The organism is Deltaproteobacteria bacterium, from assembly GCA_026388415.1.
Lineage (GTDB): Bacteria > Desulfobacterota > Syntrophia > Syntrophales > JACQWR01 > JAPLJV01.
On the sequence record JAPLJV010000042.1, the window covers coordinates 1 to 21555 of the forward strand.

At 49.5% G+C, this 21555-nt stretch carries 19 protein-coding genes; all 19 read right to left on the reverse strand.

Annotation, left to right across the window (positions count from 1 at the left end; translation table 11 throughout):
* The coding region (locus NT140_08735; protein MCX5831956.1) for an aldehyde ferredoxin oxidoreductase at positions 1-789 on the reverse strand (789 nt) is incomplete at its 3' end.
* A 13-nt stretch (positions 790-802) separates the two neighbouring features.
* Entirely contained in the window at positions 803-1045 is a 243-nt protein-coding gene (locus NT140_08740) for a hypothetical protein (protein ID MCX5831957.1), read from the reverse strand.
* A 232-nt stretch (positions 1046-1277) separates the two neighbouring features.
* Positions 1278-1763, reverse strand: a complete 486-nt coding sequence (locus NT140_08745; GenBank protein ID MCX5831958.1) for a VOC family protein — start codon at positions 1761-1763, stop codon at positions 1278-1280.
* Positions 1764-1954: 191 nt separating this feature from the next.
* Entirely contained in the window at positions 1955-4051 is a 2097-nt protein-coding gene (locus NT140_08750; protein ID MCX5831959.1) for a CocE/NonD family hydrolase, read from the reverse strand.
* A gap of 54 nt (positions 4052-4105) precedes the next feature.
* Positions 4106-5116, reverse strand: coding sequence for a hypothetical protein (locus NT140_08755; protein ID MCX5831960.1), 1011 nt, complete (start codon positions 5114-5116; stop codon positions 4106-4108).
* Between the two features lie 39 nt (positions 5117-5155).
* A complete protein-coding gene (locus NT140_08760; protein MCX5831961.1) occupies positions 5156-6019 on the reverse strand; it encodes an amidohydrolase family protein in 864 nt (287 codons plus the stop codon).
* Between the two features lie 82 nt (positions 6020-6101).
* The gene (locus tag NT140_08765) at positions 6102-6881 is read right to left on the reverse strand and encodes an SDR family oxidoreductase (protein MCX5831962.1); all 780 of its coding nucleotides are present in this window, start codon (positions 6879-6881) and stop codon (positions 6102-6104) included.
* Between the two features lie 123 nt (positions 6882-7004).
* On the reverse strand, positions 7005-8471 hold the full coding sequence (locus NT140_08770; protein ID MCX5831963.1) for a DUF1329 domain-containing protein: 1467 nt from the start codon (positions 8469-8471) through the stop codon (positions 7005-7007).
* Positions 8472-8495: 24 nt separating this feature from the next.
* Positions 8496-10034, reverse strand: a complete 1539-nt coding sequence (locus NT140_08775) for a hypothetical protein (protein MCX5831964.1) — start codon at positions 10032-10034, stop codon at positions 8496-8498.
* A 57-nt stretch (positions 10035-10091) separates the two neighbouring features.
* Positions 10092-12359 (reverse strand): MMPL family transporter, encoded by a 2268-nt coding sequence (locus NT140_08780; protein ID MCX5831965.1) that lies wholly within the window; start codon positions 12357-12359, stop codon positions 10092-10094.
* 218 nt (positions 12360-12577) lie between these two features.
* Complete coding sequence (locus NT140_08785) at positions 12578-13648, reverse strand: YCF48-related protein (protein ID MCX5831966.1); 1071 nt, start codon at positions 13646-13648, stop codon at positions 12578-12580.
* 638 nt (positions 13649-14286) lie between these two features.
* Positions 14287-14583: a NadS family protein gene (gene nadS, locus NT140_08790; protein ID MCX5831967.1), complete on the reverse strand. Its 297-nt coding sequence runs from the start codon at positions 14581-14583 to the stop codon at positions 14287-14289.
* Positions 14576-14899 (reverse strand): type II toxin-antitoxin system RelE/ParE family toxin, encoded by a 324-nt coding sequence (locus NT140_08795; protein ID MCX5831968.1) that lies wholly within the window; start codon positions 14897-14899, stop codon positions 14576-14578. Before NT140_08795 ends, nadS begins: the two co-directional genes overlap by 8 nt.
* A gap of 147 nt (positions 14900-15046) precedes the next feature.
* The gene (locus NT140_08800) at positions 15047-16690 is read right to left on the reverse strand and encodes a class I adenylate-forming enzyme family protein (protein ID MCX5831969.1); all 1644 of its coding nucleotides are present in this window, start codon (positions 16688-16690) and stop codon (positions 15047-15049) included.
* Positions 16691-16695: 5 nt separating this feature from the next.
* Positions 16696-17448, reverse strand: coding sequence for an ABC transporter ATP-binding protein (locus NT140_08805; protein ID MCX5831970.1), 753 nt, complete (start codon positions 17446-17448; stop codon positions 16696-16698).
* Positions 17449-17450: 2 nt separating this feature from the next.
* On the reverse strand, positions 17451-18209 hold the full coding sequence (locus NT140_08810; protein MCX5831971.1) for an ABC transporter ATP-binding protein: 759 nt from the start codon (positions 18207-18209) through the stop codon (positions 17451-17453).
* Positions 18206-19216: a branched-chain amino acid ABC transporter permease gene (locus tag NT140_08815; protein MCX5831972.1), complete on the reverse strand. Its 1011-nt coding sequence runs from the start codon at positions 19214-19216 to the stop codon at positions 18206-18208. Before NT140_08815 ends, NT140_08810 begins: the two co-directional genes overlap by 4 nt.
* A gap of 1 nt (position 19217) precedes the next feature.
* Positions 19218-20084, reverse strand: a complete 867-nt coding sequence (locus NT140_08820) for a branched-chain amino acid ABC transporter permease (GenBank protein ID MCX5831973.1) — start codon at positions 20082-20084, stop codon at positions 19218-19220.
* Positions 20085-20108: 24 nt separating this feature from the next.
* A complete protein-coding gene (locus tag NT140_08825; protein MCX5831974.1) occupies positions 20109-21422 on the reverse strand; it encodes an ABC transporter substrate-binding protein in 1314 nt (437 codons plus the stop codon).
* Positions 21423-21555: the final 133 nt, after the last annotated feature.

The following is a 21555-nucleotide window of genomic DNA, read 5'->3' on the forward strand; positions in this document are numbered from 1 at the left end:
TTGGCCCAGGGAGTAATTTTTTGTCGGAAGTGCGCCAGCCCCATTAATCATATTGACCAGCAGCGGGGTGCCCAACTGCTTCAGTCCTTCCATGAGTGGATGGGTGAGGATGCCTTTCGAGAGGTTACCGGCTGCTTCTTTCAGTTTCGCCGCATCAGCTACCTCGACACCCGCTGCGCCAGTATCATCGATGATAAGGACTTTCAGATTCTTGGAGCCCATAACTGCCCCGAGTCCACCGCGTGCAGCCATCCTGATCTTGAAGTCGGATGATGTGACCGCTACGGAGGCAGCCTTCATGAGGCTCTCACCACCGGGGCCGATACTGATAACAGTTACTCCGTCGCCATAGTCGGTTTTTAGCTTTTCGATCAAGGCGTAATTCCCCATACCCTTGAAGCTCACAGCGGGCATGAAGATCACGCCATCCTTGGTGACCTTCAGCATTATTAGGTCATTCGAAACCCCTTCGACGACAATTCCTTGGATACCAAGCCTCGCAAGCATCTGGGCAGCAGCCCCTCCTGCGTTGGCTTCCTTTATACCGTTGGTCAGTGGGCTCTTTGCCCCGACAGAGAGACGACCGTTATTAGGTGCAACGGTGCCGGCAAGGATGCCTGCGGCAAAGACAAGCTTATTATCTTTTCCCAAGGCATCAGCGGTGCCAGCCACCTCTTCGCTGATAATCTTCGATATAAGAGCCCGCCCGCCAAGGTTCGCATAGAGCGGTGGTATGTCCTCATACCGATACTGCTGGTGCGCCAAATCAACCCGAAGTATTTTTCTCATCGTCTCCTCCTTACTATTTTTGATTCATCCCCCTGCCAGAGGCGTAAATATCTGTACCTCGTCGCCATCCTGCACGAACTCGGCAGGTCTCTTCAATATCCACACCGAACATAAAAGCCCCCCCCGCAGGGAGGTTGAGCTTGGCTGCCACATCCTGATATGCTGTTCCTTGGCTTACTTCGAGTTCCAATATGCTTTTGTCGTCGTCTCCGGAGTGGATAGCCAATAGACCGAACAGCCGCACACGTATCCTCATTGTTCTTTACACGTCCCTCGGCATCCTTCCCACCCAATCTCCCTTTCGCCATTGATGAATACCCGATTGATAGGGCGGAAAATAGCAAATTCGCTAATTTAGTCACACAAGTAAAATCAGGCACTTGTGCGGAGAACAAATCCACCGTGGGTATAGGGTGCCCTTTTTTGCTTGTCAATGGCTATTTGGAATCCTAAACTGATGACTATTTTGTGAAATAAATTTGTTCCTTTTATGGTGGCGTAACTTCTATGACTTCGAAGAGGACGCCCACTTTTTCGTATGTATCGAGATATGCTGCACGGACATGACCCATTCCGGGGACATCCGTCTCTGCCCACATGAGCACAGGAATATTTAGTTTCTCTGCTCTTGCTAAGACACCATCGTAGTCATAAGTGATGAAACCGAGATGCTGAACGCCTTCACCGTGTTTTTCAAGAAAGTCTTTATGGTAGGGATCGCCCGTTACAACCTCTATGAGTTCCAGAGATAACTCCGGCGTTAATTGGGCGATACCGATCTTCAAGACCATATCATCGCTTCTGCGCCCCTTGATAAAGCCCTTTTCCGGCTTAAAGTCTAAGGTCATAAAAGGTCCGATACCGATAATCTCTTCATAGTTCCTGATAGTCTCGGAAACGTTCCGGACTACACAGCCGACCTGGGCCACTGTTCCGAGTTTTAATGTTTCTTTAAGCTCTTGTTTATCCGTCATACATACCTCCTCCATTTTCTGAGATATCTCCTGTACTCCTGGTTTTGAAATCCCTTACCAGCATCCATGAGAGCGATAATCCTCATAATATAAGTTTGCCCCTGTTGATCTCTGTTCTGGTTGCAGAGTAAGTAATTCCTAAATTCATTTGTGAGGGCCCCAATCCTCTGTTATCGCGGTGATAGTCGAACTCATCTTTCCGGCGGTATTATAGGAAGTTCAATACGGGAAGGATGCTGGGCATCATGGTAAACGGTTATGGCCGGTATGATGTTTTCCGGGTCTTTCGGGTCGTTCTTTGGAGATAGCGCGGGGTGCAGATCATACGTGGGCCAGTCCGCACATGCGATAGAGACCCGCATTCTGTGACCCTTCTTGAATACCCAGGAGGTGGGTTGCAGATCAAGGACGAGTTCTACCTTCTTGCCGCCTGCGAAAATTCCTCCATTGTAGTCTGTATCACGGAAACCGTGATAGGGTAGCTCGGGAAGCACCGGCAACCGTTTGCCAGGAGGTAGCATCTCTTCCTGGGGAACGAGTTTGGCAAACCCGGCGCGCAGCTTGCCCTCGGTAATATAGGAGGATTCTCCCTTCTCGTCTATATCCTCGAGGTACACGTAGAAATCGCCGTCATTCGCTGTTGAGGATACCCATAATCGGACAATCGGATGGCCCGTTACCTCTGTATCAACTTTCAGAAACTCCGATGTATAGGACAGGCACTGTGGTTCTTTGCACACTCCTTTCAGTATTTCATCACCCTGCCACCCTGCCATCCACCTGCTGTTTCCTTGGGGGCCTGACCGTGTATCATGAGTCAAATCAGCCCTGAACAGGTCTAACCCATCGCTCATTGTTGTTCTGACAAGACTATTTCCTTTTTCAAAATAGTAGGGGATCACCACCTGCCTTGCAAGAGGCCACTCCTTCTCAGATCGCCAGCCGCCTCCGTTCATTACATAGATAAGCACCCGTTGATCATCATCAATCCCATTCCTGATTCCCTTCAGGTACCGGTCGAAAAACCGAAGCCGTTCCTTCATTTTCCCGCTAATGAAGGCTTCTACATCATCTCCGAAATATTTTGGGTATGGCACGGGTCCTGGATCTGTACCGATGTCTACGGCATTATGAGTGAGCGGTTGCATCATCATCCGCGAGGGATTTGTTGCATTCAATGTGGCATGCCACTGTGTAGTCCCCTTGGTAAAAAAATCAAACCAGCCGCCCATGTTGTATATTGCGATGCCGGACTCGGCAATCTTCATAGGCCAATCATTTGGCCCGATGTCCGTCCAGGCGTACCTAGTGCCCGCGATGCGGGAATTCCTATATGGCGAGGCTGGAACCCATTTTCTTATATCAAGATTGCTGAGATGTTCTTTTATGGCGTTGTAGTAAATACCCTGGCGTTTCTTTCCGTCACGGTACACTGGGGGGCTATTCAAGAAAGACTTTTCGGAATTATAGAGAGGTATCTCGTCGGCAAGGTCACCGTCCCCGTCTTCATCAACCACCGGTGCGGGTGGCAACTTTGGTTGCGGGGTTCCCCTGGTCTCTGGAAGGTATACTGCCATGTCGTAAAGGTGAAACACCCCGCCCAGCATTTCAAGGAACCTGCTGCTGAATATACCTCCACAGTAATACAGGCCACACTCAAAGGAATCAAAGCCGATTATTTCCGGCATGATAGCCTTAAGGGCTCTCGGCTTTTGTGCAGCGACGGCAAATTGGGACCACCCTCCATAGGATGCCCCGTACATACCCACATTCCCATTGCACCATGGTTGCGTCTCGATCCAGTCTATGATCTGTTTGCCGTCCATCCCGAGCTGTGGGCTCATGTCAAGACGGGAGCCAAATGAGGCACCGCTCCCGCGCATATCGGCAACAACTATTCCATATCCATGGGACGTAAAATACTTGATGAACCCCTCCGGAGCCATCACTTGATTCTTGAGTTGACCATTTTCGGGATCAATGTTCATCCGATAATACGGGTGGTACGCTAACAACACGGGAAACGAGGCATTGCCTGGTCCTTCCTTCGGCAGATAGACATCCGTGGCAATCTTGGTGCCATCAAACATAGACACATACTGGGATGATCTTGTGTAATTCCTATAGACCGGAAACGAATACCCCTTATATTCGAAGGGTGTGCTTACCTTTCCGGTGCCCTCGTCGGATGCCCGCAGAAGGGATCCATTGATTAGGAGCAAGAACAAGGATAAAACAAGTAATATGAGCGTGGGCACTACTGGTTTGTCTGCCTTATTATTTGCCATGCATTTCCCTCTTAAGAGCGGAAATATCATATAGCCTCCTTTTTGTGTCAGACTCTAAACCAACCATCTCAGAATCAGGCCGGATGTGTGCCCTCCAGCCCCGGGCCCGAAGAGACCAACCAGCGAACCCTTCTTCAGTCCGCCTTCCTGCCAAAGTTCTGCCAGATTTGCCCCCACATCCACGTTAAGGGCGCCCCCAAACCTCTGATAGGTCTCCTTCCACTTTGTACGACTTACGCCAGCCTCTTCCATTCCCACCATCCACATGCGCATGAGCGGCAGACTCGCTTGATGGGCAATAACGAAATCCAGATCCGAAAGCTCCATGTTTATCTTTTTGGCGGCCCTTTCCAGGGTGTCGCGCACATAGTCCTTTGCTATCTTCATTTGGTGTTCGATAAACTGAGAAGTGAGAGTAACATACAGACCAAATTTTCTTTCACCTTCCTTAAGTAATTCAGGATGTTCGGCAGCCCGCATGATTACGACACAATCATCGTATATGATGCTTTCAGTCCGTGCACCGTGTGCGAGAAACTCGCACTTCAAGTTTTGCGACGACACGACTGCGGCCGCAGCACCATCGCTTATTGACATAGCGGTTGGGCTCGTTTTGTCAAGGCCGCCAATGCTCACTGCAGCCACCATCACAACGAGGACCCGCCTATATTGTCCGCTCAGAACCAGGCACCACGCAAGGTGGCTGGACTCTGGGAAGCTTGCCCCTCCCTGTCTAACATCGAATACGGGCACCTCACTTGGAAAACCCAACCTCTGGTGAATCGAACAACCGACGCCCGGTAAGGCATATTTTCCCCCACAGTTCTCAGCTATAATGCAGTCAATATCGTTTGGCTTTAGTCCGGCAGACTCCAGCGCTTTTCGAGCTGCTCTCTCGCCCAAGATTTCTGAGCCATCTCTATGTTCAACCCTTCGTACTTCGTCAGGCATTCCCAGTACATTCCTTTGCTCTGCCGGGATCACTTTTTCGAGGTATGCAAAATCACGCCTCTTCAATACCTTCTCCGGCCAAAGACCGACGACGGTCTCGTATCCTACCTGCATTTTGAAATCCTCCTTCTTAAGTTTCTCTGTAACAAGCCGCTAACTGCCGGCAAGCAAGTCCGCTCTCCCTACAAATCTCAATGCATTCTCGCCCATTACGTGGGATTTCTCTTCTTCTGTGAAACCAACCTGCTCAACGCACTCTACCCACCAACTCTGTGGCTGGACAGGGAAATCCGTCCCGAACATTGTCTTATTGGTAAGGCCAAGCTGTTTTACCCATCTAAGCGTGTTGAGAATCCCCTCTTTCGTCATGGGGAAGGGAGCGGATGTGTCCGTCCAAACATTGGCATGTGATTGCATACAACACATGAGGTCAAATACATCAGGCGGATAGGGATATCTCCCAAAATGGCAGATTTGGATTTTCAGCTCAGGTAGATCATGGGCTAATTCGTCAATCGGCACAATGTTACAGAACTGAAGCCGCAAACCGGGAATCGGAGCCGGCTGTATGTGGTATCCAACGGGGATGTTGTACTCGATGCACTTCTCGTAAAGGGGATAGATTCTCTTGTCGTTCGGGAAGAGCTCCATGCAGACAGGATGAAGCTTGAGGCCTCGCAGCCCCATGGCGTAAGCCTCGTCAAGCATGGCGACTGCGTTCTTAACGCCCCTCTTAATGGGATCAATACTTGCGTAGCCGCAGATGAACCGGTCGGGATATTTTTTTATGGTCTCGGCAACAAACTCGTTAGGGATGTTGAGGCCTGCCGCCTGCAGGTCATAGGCCTGAAGAACAGCATATTGGACCCCGGCCTTGTCCATCTGTTCAAGCAGCACGTCAGGGGTGGGGAGACCGAAACTGACGGGCAGAAGTCTTGCGAAAGCATCACGTATCGCTTCCGACATCATCCCTTCATGACCGACTACATGGCAATGGACATCTACGATTGGTTTCACAGAAAACACCTCCAGTCCTTTATCTGTTGCTTCTACATGGCACGCGCCTCTCCTACTGCGCTGGAAATTCTACAGTCCTCTTCTACCCCGGTACCTGCTTCAATAGGCCCGACACAACGCCTCCATCAACAGGCAATGCTACGCCCGTAATATAGGAAGCCTTATCCGAACAAAGCCAGACGACGGCCTCCGCGATTTCTTCCGGCATCGCAAACCGCCCCAAGGGTGTTGTCTTCTGAAGGAAATTCCATGCGATGGGGTCAATGTCCTTAAGGGGTTCGAGCATCGGGGTAAGAACCGCCCCGGGGCAAACGGCATTTACTCGTATCTTTGCAGACGCGCAATCCAGGGCAGCAACCTTCGTGAGTGCGATCACACCCGTCTTGCTCGCTGTGTAGGGGCTGTGACCCTGTATGCAAATGAGGCCGGCAGCGGAGGCAGTGTTTACGATCGCACCCCCTCCCTGCTTAGCAATCCACGGGATTTCGTACTTCATGCAGAGCCACACGCCCTTCAGGTTAACGTTCATGGTTAAGTCCCATTGTTCTTCCGTGCACTCTACAGTAGGTACCACCACTCCAACGCCTGCATTATTGAACGCACAATCCAGACGGGCATAGGTATCAACCGTCTTTTGCACCATCGCCTCAACGTCCGACGCTTTTGAAACATCGCACTTTATGAAGATGGCGTTCCCACCTGCTCTTTTAATAAGCTGGGCCGTTTCCTCGCCGCCCTGGATATCCACATCGGCAACACAGACCTTGGCTCCTTCGCGGGCAAAGGCTATCGCGGTTGCCCTGCCAATACCTGAAGCACTTCCTGTCACCAATGCTACTTTTTCTTCAAACATTCCTGACATATCCTGCCTCCATCCTTTAATCTATTTCGATTATCAACTTGCGAGAAATTCTATCACCACAAGCGCCTTAGGTCCCTATCAATCTTTACCAACCACTTCTACTAATTATGCTCTTTGCGTCCTTTACTTTGCACCCATGTACTGCTCCAGCGAAACGCCTTTTCTGCCCCAGAAGGCTGGGATCTGGTATTGCCATACTATGTTGCTGTGAAGATCAACATGATCTTTCATGAGATTTAAGACACCGCCAAGATGGAAGACACCCATGTCAGGCTCAAACTCATAGCCGCCCTGAAAGGTCCTATAAAGTCTGCCTTTTTGGTCGTAATTCGAGATTTCGTAAAACAGGAAATTTTCTCTATCCACGATGAAGACGCGCTTGCTGTATACATAATTTTTGTCCAACTGCCTGCCCTCTATGACATATACGGGCCGTCGCATAAATTTGACATTCCGCATTTCCAGTCCTTTTTTTGTAACATATTCCGTACCGTCAAAAACCTGTAACAGGAGCTCCGTTTCCTCAAGAACCTTCCACTCATAGGGGTAGATGGTGGGGGAAAGTTTCTGCAGGAACCCCTCGCTATCATCGTATATCAGATCCTGACCTTGGACCGGATCCTGGCTATCGGAGGAACTCAACATGCGGACACGTCTGAGCTGTGGCACATACGCCATGAGCTGATCTGCTTTATTGGAGTCTAAATAGTAAAGGGCTGACATCGCGGTGCCCACAGAATCCCTTGGTTTGAGAAAATCCATTACGAACGTTTTTATCTCTCCCCGCTTTTTTGCCCGTTCATCGAGCCAGCCATATGGTTCCAGTGCAAGCCGCCCTCCCAGCTTCAGGTGACGGACTTGGCCACCGCCGTCATAATCCTCTGACAAGTCCTTTCGATAGCCTTTGTATCGGTTAAAAAGAACAAAACTTCCGTCCCAACTCAAATATCTTTTTTCAACGTTGTACATAATTTGCAGCGCTTTATGCGGCCCCGATGGTCTTGGAAAGGGATATCCCCCCTCCCAGCTCGTGGGCGTTAGATAGCCCTTGCTATCAACCTTTATTTTGGAACTGTTCTCTTTGGTTGCCTTAGAGACTGGCAGGGAATGGTACCACTGTACCGTAGGAACAATCTCGAACTCTGCTACGTTACCGGCAAACGGTGGTCCGCCTGGCTTGAGCCGGCTCCCCAATACCGTCCCGAACAGTTCCTTGAAACCGGGATACTTTTCCAGATCTTTATAGGTATATTTTCCTGGCTTGACCTCCGGCGCCTTTTTACCTACCACATCCGGAGCCTTGAACCCTACTATCCCAGCCCATTCTTTCTTCATCTCGTCCATAGGAAATACGAGTTTCTCGTATAGTTCTTTGGGCAGGATGCTTTTTAAAGAATACTTGCCCTCCATGAGCGACCTCGGATCGTCGTAATACGCCTTCGTCTTTTCAAGTTCAGCATAATTCATCAGATACGTCTTCGGATCCGGTGGTTCCCAAGCCGGTGCAGCCGCTGGGACAAATAACCCGGCAAGAAAAGCTAACGCCAATAATGCCATGTATCGTTGGATAAATCTTAGAAAGTATTTCATACTTAGACCCCCTTTCATAACTACTTAGAATTTGTATGCAACATTGAAGTATATATGGTCTTTATCCTTGAGGGGCTCGAATCCCACACCTTCTTTATTCCATTTCACGTTGAGGACCCCCAGGGTGTATTTCCACGCGTCGCTGTGACTCCATACCAACTGATACCTGAAAAATTCCGACTTATTCGTATAGTCCCGCAACCAGAAAACCGAAGGCTGCAGCTTGGCATTAAAATACGCAGTGCTTATACTGAGAGTAGTTTTCCAGTTGTTTTCGTCCACACCAACCAGACCTCCCGTTGGATAGTCCATAATCCTCTGGTCATAGACTTGCCCGGATAATGCAAAACCTGACTTATCGTTGAGGAGAGGTATCTTCACTTTCCAGTCCAGGCCTACAGCAGCACGGGTTTCATCAAACGTCTCAAACGTGTTGCTGTTTGTCGTGAATGTGCTTTTGAAGGCATAGAACGTTTCGAGCCGCAGGACCGGGGATACACCACCCAGGAAACTCGCCTTCAAAGGGGTGATATCCCTTGTGAATGTGGCGCCCACAAATTTGAATAATGGGTAGTAACCCTCGACTGCCGGAGACATGATCATCCGGTTGTCCCAAGCCGAAGTAGCCATGCCCGGGGGGGCGGCAACATTCGTGGTAACAGCGTCAAAACTGCGCCCGTAATAGCCATTCAAAGAAACTCGCGCATCGAATAGGTTCGCCGTTATTCTTCCTGCATAGGCAAATCCGTCCTGGCTAAAATTGCCCGGCTTCTCAATGTTGGACGCTAAAGAACCGAGATGTGCATAATCGGCCGGGTAGGGACCGCCAAGCGGAATGTCTACCCTTGGCGCCCAGATGCCTGCTGTATCATTGCCAGGTACGGGCCCTTGATTTCCGCGAAACTGCGCATTAGGGTTAAAGACAAACTGAAAGTTCAGGTCCTGCAGCCAATCTGGTCTTGTTGGCGGGCGGTACTCTGTCCTGAGAAGGAATATCGGGACGATTGAGTTCTCATACTCGACATCCGTTATTCCCCGCCTCGCATCAGTGGGGTTAATCTGATCCATGAGCCGGAACCCGTCAGTTTCTCCCCAGCCCACTATCTGTTTCCCTGCCCGTACGTAAAAGTCTCCTTTTTTCACAGTAACATGGGCCTCACCGAGTACATCCTGCCAATTATCCAAAACGTAGAGGCGATCCCGGGACTTGTCGAATCCCTTCGCCTGCCATTCATCATTATTGGAGAAGACCGGGTATGCCTGGTCGGCATTGAATTTACCGCTCACGAATAAGCTTATATCCGGGTGCGGATCATATTTTGTCTCCAATATTATTTGTGTAAGCAACGATTGAATACCCTTTTTCGTGTCGTACTGATCTTCGGTAATCCCATAAGCTACGCCCTGTTTGATAATACCCTGAAAGCTTAAGCGCTTGCCCCCCAGTTCGGTATCTATTGCAGAAGCCGGGCTGGTAAAACATAACGCAATCGTAAACAAGACAGCAGCAACCAGCCCGTAAATGCCCCAATCTTTTCCTTGAATACAAAACCATTTTCTCATAATACGCCTCCCTTTTTAACTACAAGTTTTGTTATTCCTTCAAGCGAACATCTCCAACTAACCTTTGTTTGCTACCCTTTCCGTTGCCTGTACAACTACCTGTTCGACAAAATTTCTGCTAATAAACTTTGGCTTTATTATCCAGATCATCAAAGGATGTAACGTGAGACTGAGCAACACGTTGGCTGCCATGATGAGCGAGAGGAAAAAGCCTACCTCTGCCTGAAACTTCATGTCCGAAAAGAAGTACCAGGTAAGGATCGGCAATATAACCGTTATCCCCGTGTAGACGACAGCCTTGCCACAGGTACAGATGGACTGGGTAATGGTTCCCACCCAATCCCCTTTCTGGAGAGGAAACTCCTCGATACAGCGACTATAAAGGTAAATCGCGAAATCAACACCAACCCCGGCGCCTATTGCAGCGATAGGGAGGGTATTGATGGAAAGACCGATATTCCTCATGGACATATAGGTGAAGGACATGGCGTTCGCGAGGATCAAGGGAAGGGTGAGCATGAGGCCGGCTACAATAGACCTGTAGGATAATGCGCAGAGGAGAAAAATTCCCATATAGACAGCGATGTCTATTATGATATGGGACCGCTTCATCTCCTCGTTTACCGCAATCTCCATACCGATCCTCCCGCCGGCAAGCTTGAATTCCCCTTTTTCAATCTTCATCGGCCGCGTCTTGAAAAAGTCGTATGCAGCGTCACGGATGCGAAGGAGGTTTTCTGACGTGTGATCGGCGAAGAAGAGCGTGATTTGCGCACGCTCACCGGTAGTGTCCAGAAAACGCTCGAAGGAGCTCCGGGGGGTATTCTGCTTCACCATGTTCATAAGACCCGTGGACATGGTCTGATTCCGGGGGAGTTGGTACCAAAGCTTATCCCCATCATGATACGTGACATTCGTCATTTTCACCACATCAAGAATCGAGGTAGCGGATTTGTAGATGTCCGGCAGTTTTTCCTTCATGTGCTGGGAGAACCCTTCAAAGGTATTGAGTACCGCCGGGTCATAGACGGAATCCTTTTGGCCTTCGTAGAAGAGCATGAGGTTCTCCGATGAGACATCGAATGTTTTGTTCAATATCTCCTGGTCTTTGTTGTACGTATGATTCTCATAAAAAATGGGGGAGCCAGGCGTGGAATCGCCAATCTTGAGCTTACCCATTTCCCATATACAAAAGACGGTTAAAACAATGATGATGGTACCCACCACATACCTGGTCCGGGGGGCAATGGAGAAACTGGTGATATTCATCATGATTCTCGCCTTCCAGTCAATCTGGCAGGTCTCCTTTGCCCATTCACTGCTATCCACCTTGAAGGGTATGAGGCTGCAGACTGCCGGTATCAGGAAACCAGTTAAGAGGATGGTGCCCATCCAGAAGCTCATAATGACGGCGAGGTGTTGCATGAGGGTAATTTTAGCAATAAAGAGGACCGCAAAACCTGCTACATCCGCTGCCACTGCTGCAAAGTTAGGAACCCACATGGTCCGCATGGTCTCATAGCAAGCACGGGACCGGTCACCACCGCTGCTGTTAAGCTCCTCAAAATAGCGGTAGGCGATCTGATGCGAGTTCCCTATCATTCGGGAACCGACAAGGAAGGCAAGGACATATAGAAGGGGGTTGAAGTTTATCCCGGTGAATCCGATAAATCCGAGACCCCATATAGTGAGTATACCTGTATTCGCGAGGGGCGAGATCATGCCGCTGAAATTGCGGAAGATTAAAATGAGCACGAGCGCAACAGCGAAGATGCTAATCCCGAAAACCATGTACATCTGGGGCTTCAAATTGAAAATCCACCCCATCAGCACGGGATAACCGACGATGTGGAGCGTGGTCTGTCCGTCGCTGTAATCTTTTTTTAGTTTATCAAGGAGCCTAAAGGCTCTTTCGTAAGAGATGTTTTCTTTGAACTCAGTCAAGATGAGGGTTCCTGTACCATCTTTTGCCACCAGGGTCCCGTTGTAGGCAGGGTTGGAGAAGATGTTCCTCTTCAACAGCTCCATCTCTTTGGGAGTTTGCGGTACGCTGGGGAACATGAGGGGGGTAACGCTGATCTCTCCCTTGGCCTTGGTGCTAACGACCTTTGTGGAATGGCTCGCGATGGATACGGTGAGGGCCCGGTAGACTTCGTCCCAGAGTTCGATCTCCTGGGTCATCTTCTTCACCTTTGTCAGCGTGGCTTCATTAAAGATATCGCCGCTCTTGGCCTTCACTGCAATAACCGCTCCTGAGCCTCCACTGCCGAAAATTCTGGAAAACGTTGCATGAAGCTTAAGATAAGGATGATCATAGGGGAGCATATCTGACAAGATGACTTCCCCGCGAATCTTAAAGGCACCAAAAAGAAAAACAGCGGTAAGGACCAAGATAAGGACAAAGACCTTTAGTCTGTGGCGTGTCAAAAACCAACAGAATTGATCTAACAGTGTCATATTATTGCCTTGCTGCATTTTTCTTGCCCCTCTCAGTGTCTTAATGTAGTATGATTCTTCGTTGCAAACTTCTACGCCCCGATAGATCAGTACATAACCCGTGACCAGGCCGGTAGTGTTGTGCTGCCATTGCTCACATAGATAGCCCCGTCCAAACCCACAGCAACAAAACTTGCTGCACCGCGTGGTACGAGTCCATACAGCCATCCGTACGTGATAGGTGGTTTGAACTCAGGGCTCTTCCAGGTGTTACCTCCGTTGTAAGACCATACGAAAACTCCATCGCCGCCAATGGCAATGGCGCCTGTCTTATTCGACACCACTGAGTAAAGATGAACCTTTGGCACAGGTACATTCACCTTGCTCCAGGTTCTCCCGCCATCTACGGTTCTGGTCACATAGCCGTCTATACCAACTGCCCATGCTGTCTGCGGGTTTACAGCAAAAACACCAAACAGGAAATTCCCGGCCACTATCTCGCCCGTCTCTTCCGAAATACCGAACTCACCGGCTTGTTTCTTCCATGATGTACCGCCATCGTCTGTGTGATATACAAAACCATACTCACCGACCGCCCAGCCGTTTTTATCATCACAGAAGCGAACGCTTTTCAGGATATAGTCAAGGTCGCTGAACTGCTTCACCCAGGTCTTTCCCCCGTCTTTCGTGTGCAGGATAGTCGTTCTTTCAGTAACTATCCAGCCTTTCTGTACATTGGCAAAATGGACTCCCATCAGGAAGTAACTGATAGGGCTTTTCTGCTTAGCCCAAGTTTTCCCCCCGTCTTTCGTGTTGATAATTATCCCCTCGTCCCCTACTGCCCACCCGTTTTTTTCGTCCACAAAATGTATCGAACTGAGCGTATAATCTGTTCCCGTGTCCTGGCGACTCCATGTCTTACCGCCATCTGCAGTATGAACGACACTGCCCCACCGTCCACATGCCCACCCATCATTCTCAGTCGGAAACGTAACGGAAAAGAGGTCTTGTTGCAGTTTTTTCTGGTTAGCTGCAGGAGTAGCCGACTCACTGCGGAGAGCAGCAAAAAAGAGAAAAATACAGATGAGCACAATAGCGCTTAGAACGCTGCTCCGTCTTTGATTGTTAGCGAATTTCCGGGGCAATGTTTTGTAATGACTCTTAGAAACCCCCTGCATCTTTGCTCCCCCCTTCAACAAAAAAACATGATTTATCTAAAAACTTATGATCGTCTGATTTATTATCTACAATCACAATAGGATCTAATCAATAGCAGAAATCCGTCATTTTTTATTTATTATCGTATTTTATACACAGACATTCATACGATTTTTTGTAGGGGCAATATAATAGAAAATTGCACGCTACCGCCACTCATACTATTACGCCCCCCATGTAAGTACCCGCATATACTCGTGTTTCCAATAAGCAATATCTTGATCCCATAAACTGACCAGTCGAGCATAGTATTAACGAAACTATACAAATAATGTCCATAGCGGGAACCCGTCAATTCACTACTGTTCCAAAAAGTTGCATAAATAACACTCCAAACTTACGGGGTATTTGCAAAACGCTTGATATTGCATTGTCTTTGACGGAGATGATATATATCTGATTATTTTATGATTTTGATATTTTTTGATAAGATATTGTATTTGACGAAGGGCGTATAAGCAGAAAATCTTGGCCACAAAATGTGGGGCGCGCGCCGATGATCGTGAAAGGGATGTATTATGGCAACCACACCAATGATTTATCGTGCGGACTCATCGCCATCCATCCTATAAAATTGGAACCCGTCCCCGATTGTTAATTACGAATCTCCGTGCAGTGCCTTCTTTGCCGTTTCCGGCTCCCGGTCGAAAATTGTCAGGAGGGCCGCTGCTGCGCCGGTAGGATTGCGGCGGTGTTGCTCCCAGTTCTGCAAGGTCTTTACCTTTACACCAATCATGGTTGCAAACATGGCCTGCGACAGCCCGGTTTTCTCCCGTACCGCTTTCACGTCCGGCGGCTTGACAGTGAATACGCGGGACGGTTGCATATCGCCTCTGGCAATGGCAACCGCCTCTTTCATGCTCTTATGCAGTTGTTCAAAAAGCTCTTCATCCATGACGTTCCAACTCCTTTACCAATGTCTTGAGTATCGTTATCTGCGCCGGCTCAAGGTTTTCTTTCTTTGCCTTGGCGTAAGCCAGCAGCAGGTATATTTTATCCTTCGACGTCTGCCAGTAGTATATCAGTCGTGCACCGCCTCGCTTCCCCTTGCCTGGCAGAGCAAAACGGAGTTTCCGAATTCCGCCGCCTGCCGGTATCAGATCGCCCGCTTGCGGATTCTTTGCCAAATAATCTTGCAACAGGCGATAGCTGTCATCAGGTAACAGTTCAGTAATCAGTTTGGTAAACACCGAGGTTTCGATAAATTCCATGACGCTCTTATTATCCGCCATTGACGGATTAAGTCAAGTGCTATTTGGTTCCACTTGAAGTCATGCGAAAAGATGATCTTACGATCCGCCTGATAAGAAAAGAGTACTCTGGCAATTCTGACGTAGCGGCAGAAGGGGGGTATCGCTCTAACTGCCACCGAGTTTTCTGCGCTCTTCATCGCGGATTTCGCGGCGCAGCAGCTTGCCGACCTTCGACTTCGGCAGCATGTCTCTAAACTCGATATAGCCCGGCACCTTGTAGGAAGCGAGCCGGTCACGGCACCACCGCAAGAGGTCAGTGCTGCTGACCCCCTTGGCATCCTGCTTCAGCACGACAATTGCCTTTATGCGTTCCCCTACTTTTTTGTCGGGAATACCGATGACGCACGACCCAATTACCATGGGATGATCCTGGAGGATAGCCTCGACCTCGGAAGCGGAAACCCGGTAACCTTTACATTTTATGACGTCGGCGGTCCGCTCCATGAATTCCAGCTCGCCATCTTCATTAAGCCGCATAAAATCGCCCATCCGGTAGTAGGTTTCATCGCCGATCGTTATATAGGCATGGGCCGTTTCGTCGGGTTTTTTCCAGTAGCTCTTGACAGTATAGTCCGAGGTAACGGCCAATTCCCCGACTTCACCGGGAGCAACGGGTTCCAGCGTTTCCGAATCAATAATCAGGCATTTTCGCGATTTTAAGGGCAATCCTACGGTCTTCGGGCTGGGCGTTTTATCCAGCGGGCTGTAGGCCACATGTCCCACCTCCGTGGAGCCATAGACCTGGTAAATAACGTTGTGGTATTTTTCCTGCCATTTTTTGTAAACTTCACCCGGAAGAACATCGCCGCCGCAGTAGCAGTATTTCAGGGAACTGATGTCATACTGGTCTATCCGGTCATTTTCCAGGATCATCCGGTATAACATCGGCACACCGAGCATCCAGCGGACCTTGTATTTCTGGATGGCCTCCAGGATCGGATCCACCTCCGGAACCGGCATCAGGATCATGGTATTCCCTTGGTTCAGCGCAGTCGCCAGGGCGAATCCCTTGGCCATGATATGAAAAAGGGGATTGACCATGATCATGGTGTCTGCACCGGTAAAGACATACCCTTTTATAACGTTCTCCACGATATCTTTTATATACGAAACCTCACCCATGTGGTTGCCGGCCACTCCCTTCGGAAAACCGGTCGTACCGCCCGTATACATGATATAGGCAAGATCCTGCCACGGATCAACATCAATCGTGGGTGCTTTACTGCAATTTTTTTTCAGGATATCCTTAAAATACAGAACCTCCTTGCCCTTCTTGATCTTGCCTTTGGGAAGTTGATCCAGCATGTGGCCGACATATCTTTTCCAGAAGGGAATCAGGTCCACCAGATTGGTGACGATTATGCGTTTCAGGTTTGTCTTTCTGAGAACCTCATTTACGTACATGTAGTTCGTATCGAGACAGATGACGGTTTCCACCTCGGCATCGTTAATAATATATTCAATTTCAAAGGAAGTATAAATCGGTGAAACCGGCACCACGGCACCGCCGATCTTTGTGATGGCAAAATTGGCGATGATCCACTGGGGGCAGTTGGGGATAAAGAGCATGACCTTCTCTCTGGTTTTCACCCCGGCATTCAAGAGACCGGCGGCAAATCTGTCCACCAGTTCGTGCAAATAGGAATAACTGAAACGCTCTCCAAGATAAATGATTGCGGTGTTGTTGGGATATTTACTGCACGCTTCGTCAAACTGAGTGTAGGTGCATTCGTTACGATAGAGTTCCATAAATGTTATTCATCAATTCCAAAATAGGCCGATTTGACATCGGGATTGTCCATAAGCTCTTCTTTTGTGCCCTCCAGGACACTGGAACCGTTTTCGATTATATACCCTCTATCAATTATCGGGATTACGGGCCGCGAATATTGTTCAGATACGATAATCGTTATACCTTTGGTTTTTCTGATCTCCCGGATCGCTTCGATGACGATCTTCTGATAGACCGGGCTCAACCCCAGCAGTGGTTCATCGAGCAGTAACACCTTCGGGTTGGCCATGAGTGCCCTGCCGATGGCGAGCATTTGCTGCTCGCCGCCGCTTAAAAAACCTCCCTGCCTGCCCAGAAATTCATGAAGCCGCGGAAAGACGCTCAACACGTATTCGAGATTGTTTTTCCGTTCCTTGACGCTGGTAAGATAAGAGCCGATTTTTAAATTCTCCAGCACGCTGCTCTCTGCGAATATCCGCCGTCGTTCCGGACATAGCACGATACCTGCTTTTGCTCTCTTATGGGCGGGGAGACTCGATATATCCTTCCCGTCAAAGGTAATACTGCCAAAGAGCGTAATCCTTTCTCCGCCCCGCATCTGCTCCTTTTTCTTAATATCCAGCATGATGCCGGACAGGTTATACATGAGGGTGCTTTTGCCTGCGCTATTGGAGCCGAAAACACCGATGACCGATCCGGTCTCAGCGGTAATGCTGACATTGTTCAAAGCCAGCATGTTTTCATAAAACACCATTAGCTCTTTAGCTTCCAGCATTCCTAAACCTCTTCACTGCCTAAGTAAGCTTCTTTCACACGGGGATCGGCGATGACCTCCTTGTAATGACCCTCAGCAATCTTTTCACCGAATTGCAGGGCCATAACGCGATCCGCTACCCTAAAGAGCTCTTTCAACCGGTGTTCCACCATGATCAAGGTCATGCCTTCCGTCTTCATTTTTTCTATGAGAGGCATCAGACCGGCAATCTCGCTGGCGCTCAGGCCGGAAAAAACCTCGTCGCAGAATATTATTTCCGGCCGGAGTGCGATGCACCTGGCCAGTTCGAGCCTTTTCAGATAGCCCGTCGGCAAGGTGGACGCCAATTTATAGGGAACGCGGGAATCCCGCTCGAAACCGATTTCTTCGAGAATATCTACCGCAACCGTGTCCCGGTCGCCATGCTTGCCGCCGCCTCTCCATCCTCCTGAAATCCGGGCGCGCGGCGACCACAACGGAATGATAAGGTTCTTGTAAGCGGGCAAAGAATAATAGGGGCGCATGACCTGAAAGGTCCGTGCGATACCGCTGCGCGCTATTTTATGGGCAGGCCAGCCCTTGATGTTTACTCCCTGAAAATTCACTATTCCTGTTTCCGGTTTTATGAAGCCAGTGATGCAGTTGATGAGCGTGGTCTTGCCGGAACCGTTGGGGCCAATAATGCCATATATTTCACCCTTTTTCACGCTGAAGCTCACGGACATGAGTGCCTTCACCCCACCGAATGTCTTGCTGATATTTTCAACCGAGAGGATGCTCATATCTTCGCCCATCTTTCGAATTGATAATATTTTCTGGCAAAATACGTCAACAGCCCCTCACTTTTGAAAACAATGAAGCCCGTTAACACCAGACAGTAGATAACAATCCGGAAGGTACCGAAAAAGCGTAAAAATTCGGAGAGCGGCACAAGGATGAACGTGCCGATAACCGCCCCGATCATCGATCCCCCGCCGCCAATCGTCACGGCTGCGATGGGAATGATGGAAAAATCCAGGGCAAAAAGCGAAAGTCCCGCCCACATATACAGATGCGCCAGATAGGCGCCTGCCAGGCACCCCATGAACGACGCGATAAAGACCGCAAACGCCTTCATATGGGTTACATTTATACCCGAGGCCCGCACGGACTGGTCATTGTCCTTAACTCCCTGCAACACCAGTCCGACATCCTCATCCATTAATCTTCTCAGGCCAAACACAAAAATCAGCAGCAGAAAAACGATTACGTAATTTTCAACATATTGATTGGGAAAGCTATCAAGCCCGGTGATACCATTGGTTCCTCCAAGGATATTCAGGGCCTCGATGATTCTCGTGAATAGCAATGGATACATCAAGGTGACGATTGCAAAATATACCCCTCGCAAGGAAAGGCAGGGTAACAGGAGGAATGTGCAAACCAACGCTCCGGTTAAACCCGCCAAAGGGATGGCGAGGTAAATCGGAAAATGCAAATAGACATTGAAAATAGCAGTCATATAACCGCCCACCCCAATGAACATTGCTCCGCCGAGGCATACCAGCCCGACAATATTTGCCAGAAAGTCAAAGGATATGGCAAGAATACCATAGACGAGCATGATATTGACGACCCGCTTCCAGTAGGGCGCCATTTCGAGGATCAGGGGTAGTAAAAGGATCCCTACGATCAGGAATAATCTGGGACCGACGACATAGAGCATGTCCTTGAGGGAAGAAACGACATAGATACCCTCGCTCCTTACCTTGATGCCCCTGTCTATCCGTTCTTTTCTGCGGGCTTCCACGCTATACCCTTTCCTCCAGTTCCTTTTGCCTTCCCAGAATGCCTGATGGCTTGATCAGGAGTGTGACGATGATGGCCAAGAGGGCAATCACCATCTGGAAGTGCGCAGAAAGGAATTTTTCCGTCAGGATCTGGGCAAATCCGATCAGAAAAGAGGCGATAATGGCGCCTGCCCAGCTGCCCAGGCCACCGATGACGCTCACGGCGATGGCAAATACCAGCACGCTGTATCCCGCCTCCACCACGATATTTCCCAGCGGGAGGATAAGAGCCGCCGATAGACCCGCTAATGCCGAGCCAATGGCAAAAGACATGATCGCCATCCGGTCCGAATCTATCCCCAGCATCATGGCGGCCCGTTCATCCTGGGCTATGCCGCGCAGCGCCAAACCATTTCTCGTGAAATGGACAAAGAGATACAAAAAGGCAAAGACGGCAAAACCGACCACCACCACGAGGATTCGCTGATCATCCACACTCACTCCCAGAATATCGCGAGAACCGGAAGCGAAGGACGGCAGCGTGAACGTGGTGCCTCGCAATCCGCCCCACCGCAATCCTTCAATGATAGCCAGACCGATGGCATAGGTGGCAATGATTTCTGATATCTCCATCCCTCTGATGCGGATGAGGATCAGACGATACATCAGGACGCCGATGAGGCTGGCAAACCCTATGCCAAGAATAATGGACGGCACATAGCCTAACCCCAAGCCGTTCAGCAACAGCCAGATGACATAACCCGCCGTGATGTACAGGGCGCCGTGAGCAAAATTAGGCAGCCTGCTGATACTGTACACCAGCGTAAACCCGAGAGACATGAGGGAAAGGGTAACGCTGTTGATGATACCGTAGACAATTATATCCATCGTAAGGTCGCCTGTCTTTTTGTCTTATTTTTTTGTCTTACTTTTTTGTTTTGTTGTTTCAACTTCTTTCCTCATCCAGGGCGGCAGCAACACTTTCCCCTCTGCTACTTTGGGAGGGAATATCTGCACGCGCTTGCCCTTCTGCCACTGGATAATTCCCGTTACCGCTCCCAGGTTCGGATCGTCGGAAGGGATAACCTGGTGGTTCGCCTTGTCAAAACTGATCTTGCCGTAGACACCCATGAGGTTGACGTTTTCCAACGCCTTGATGACCGCATCGGTGTCAGTTGTGCCGGCCTTCTCAATGGCTTCCTTCAGAGTGTAGACCGCCATGTAGCTCGACGACGTCCCGTACCCCTCGGGCTCCAATCCCCATCTCTTTTTGTAGGCATTCACAAATTTCATGGTCCAGGGGGTAATTTTTGCCGGCGCATTGCCACCGTTGACCAGGTTTACGATGAGGAATTCTCCTTTACCTTCGGTGGCCTTCCAGAATCCGGGCTGTTCAGCGGCATTGACGAATCCTACGGGCAGGGCTTTGAGTTTCATGCCGCTCCACTGCTTCAGCAGAATGGCGCTTTCCGGCATGTCCATCCACAAGAAGATGATGTCCGCCTGCGACTTCGCCACATCGTTTAAGGCCATGGAATAATCAGTTGTACCCGTGGGAAAGATCTTCATGTCAACCACATCCCAGCCCGTATCGGTCATCATCTTTTTCATGGCCTCGCCGCCGCCCCGCGCATGGGCAACATCCTGAACCATGATATAGGCTTTGTTGAAGCCGTAATTTTTTTTGATGTCCGAAAGCAGCGTGATAAACTCCGTTGCCATTACGCCGACATGGCTCGATATCCGAAAGCAATACCTGTACTTCTCGTAATTTTCCGCAACCTTCTTATGGTAGGCAGGGGTCAGGGAACCGGTAGTCAGGATGCTGATTTTCTTATATTTATTCAGCAGGTCCATGGCCGCCAGGGCAGCTTCCGACCGGACTGGGCCGCCGATGATAAAATCGGCGTTCTTGTCGAGGATGAGCTTCTCCAGACCGAGCAGGGCATCGCTGACGGGCACGCTGGGTTCCAGGTCACGGGTATCAATCACCTCGGCGCTGAAAGGACGTTTCTTACCACCCACATTTACACCGCCGGCGGCATTAATTTCCTCGACCGCCAGCCTGATGCCCCGTTCCGCATCCCATCCATAGAGGAACGCCGTGGACAGCGGCGCGCCAATGACGATCGGTTTTTCAGCCGCAGGTGCGATGCTCGTAAAGCTGACCAGAAAAAAAATGACGGCAACAATGATCCCAACACTTTTCCCGATTCTCTTTTTCATTCTCCCCCCTCCTTAAAAATCTGTAAGTTTTTGTAAGAATCTGTAAGTTTTTGACAGGAGATATATCCCCCCATGAGGACCATAATCGAAAGCGATTTCTCTGTCAAGTAAAAAAATTAAGAAAAAAATAAGA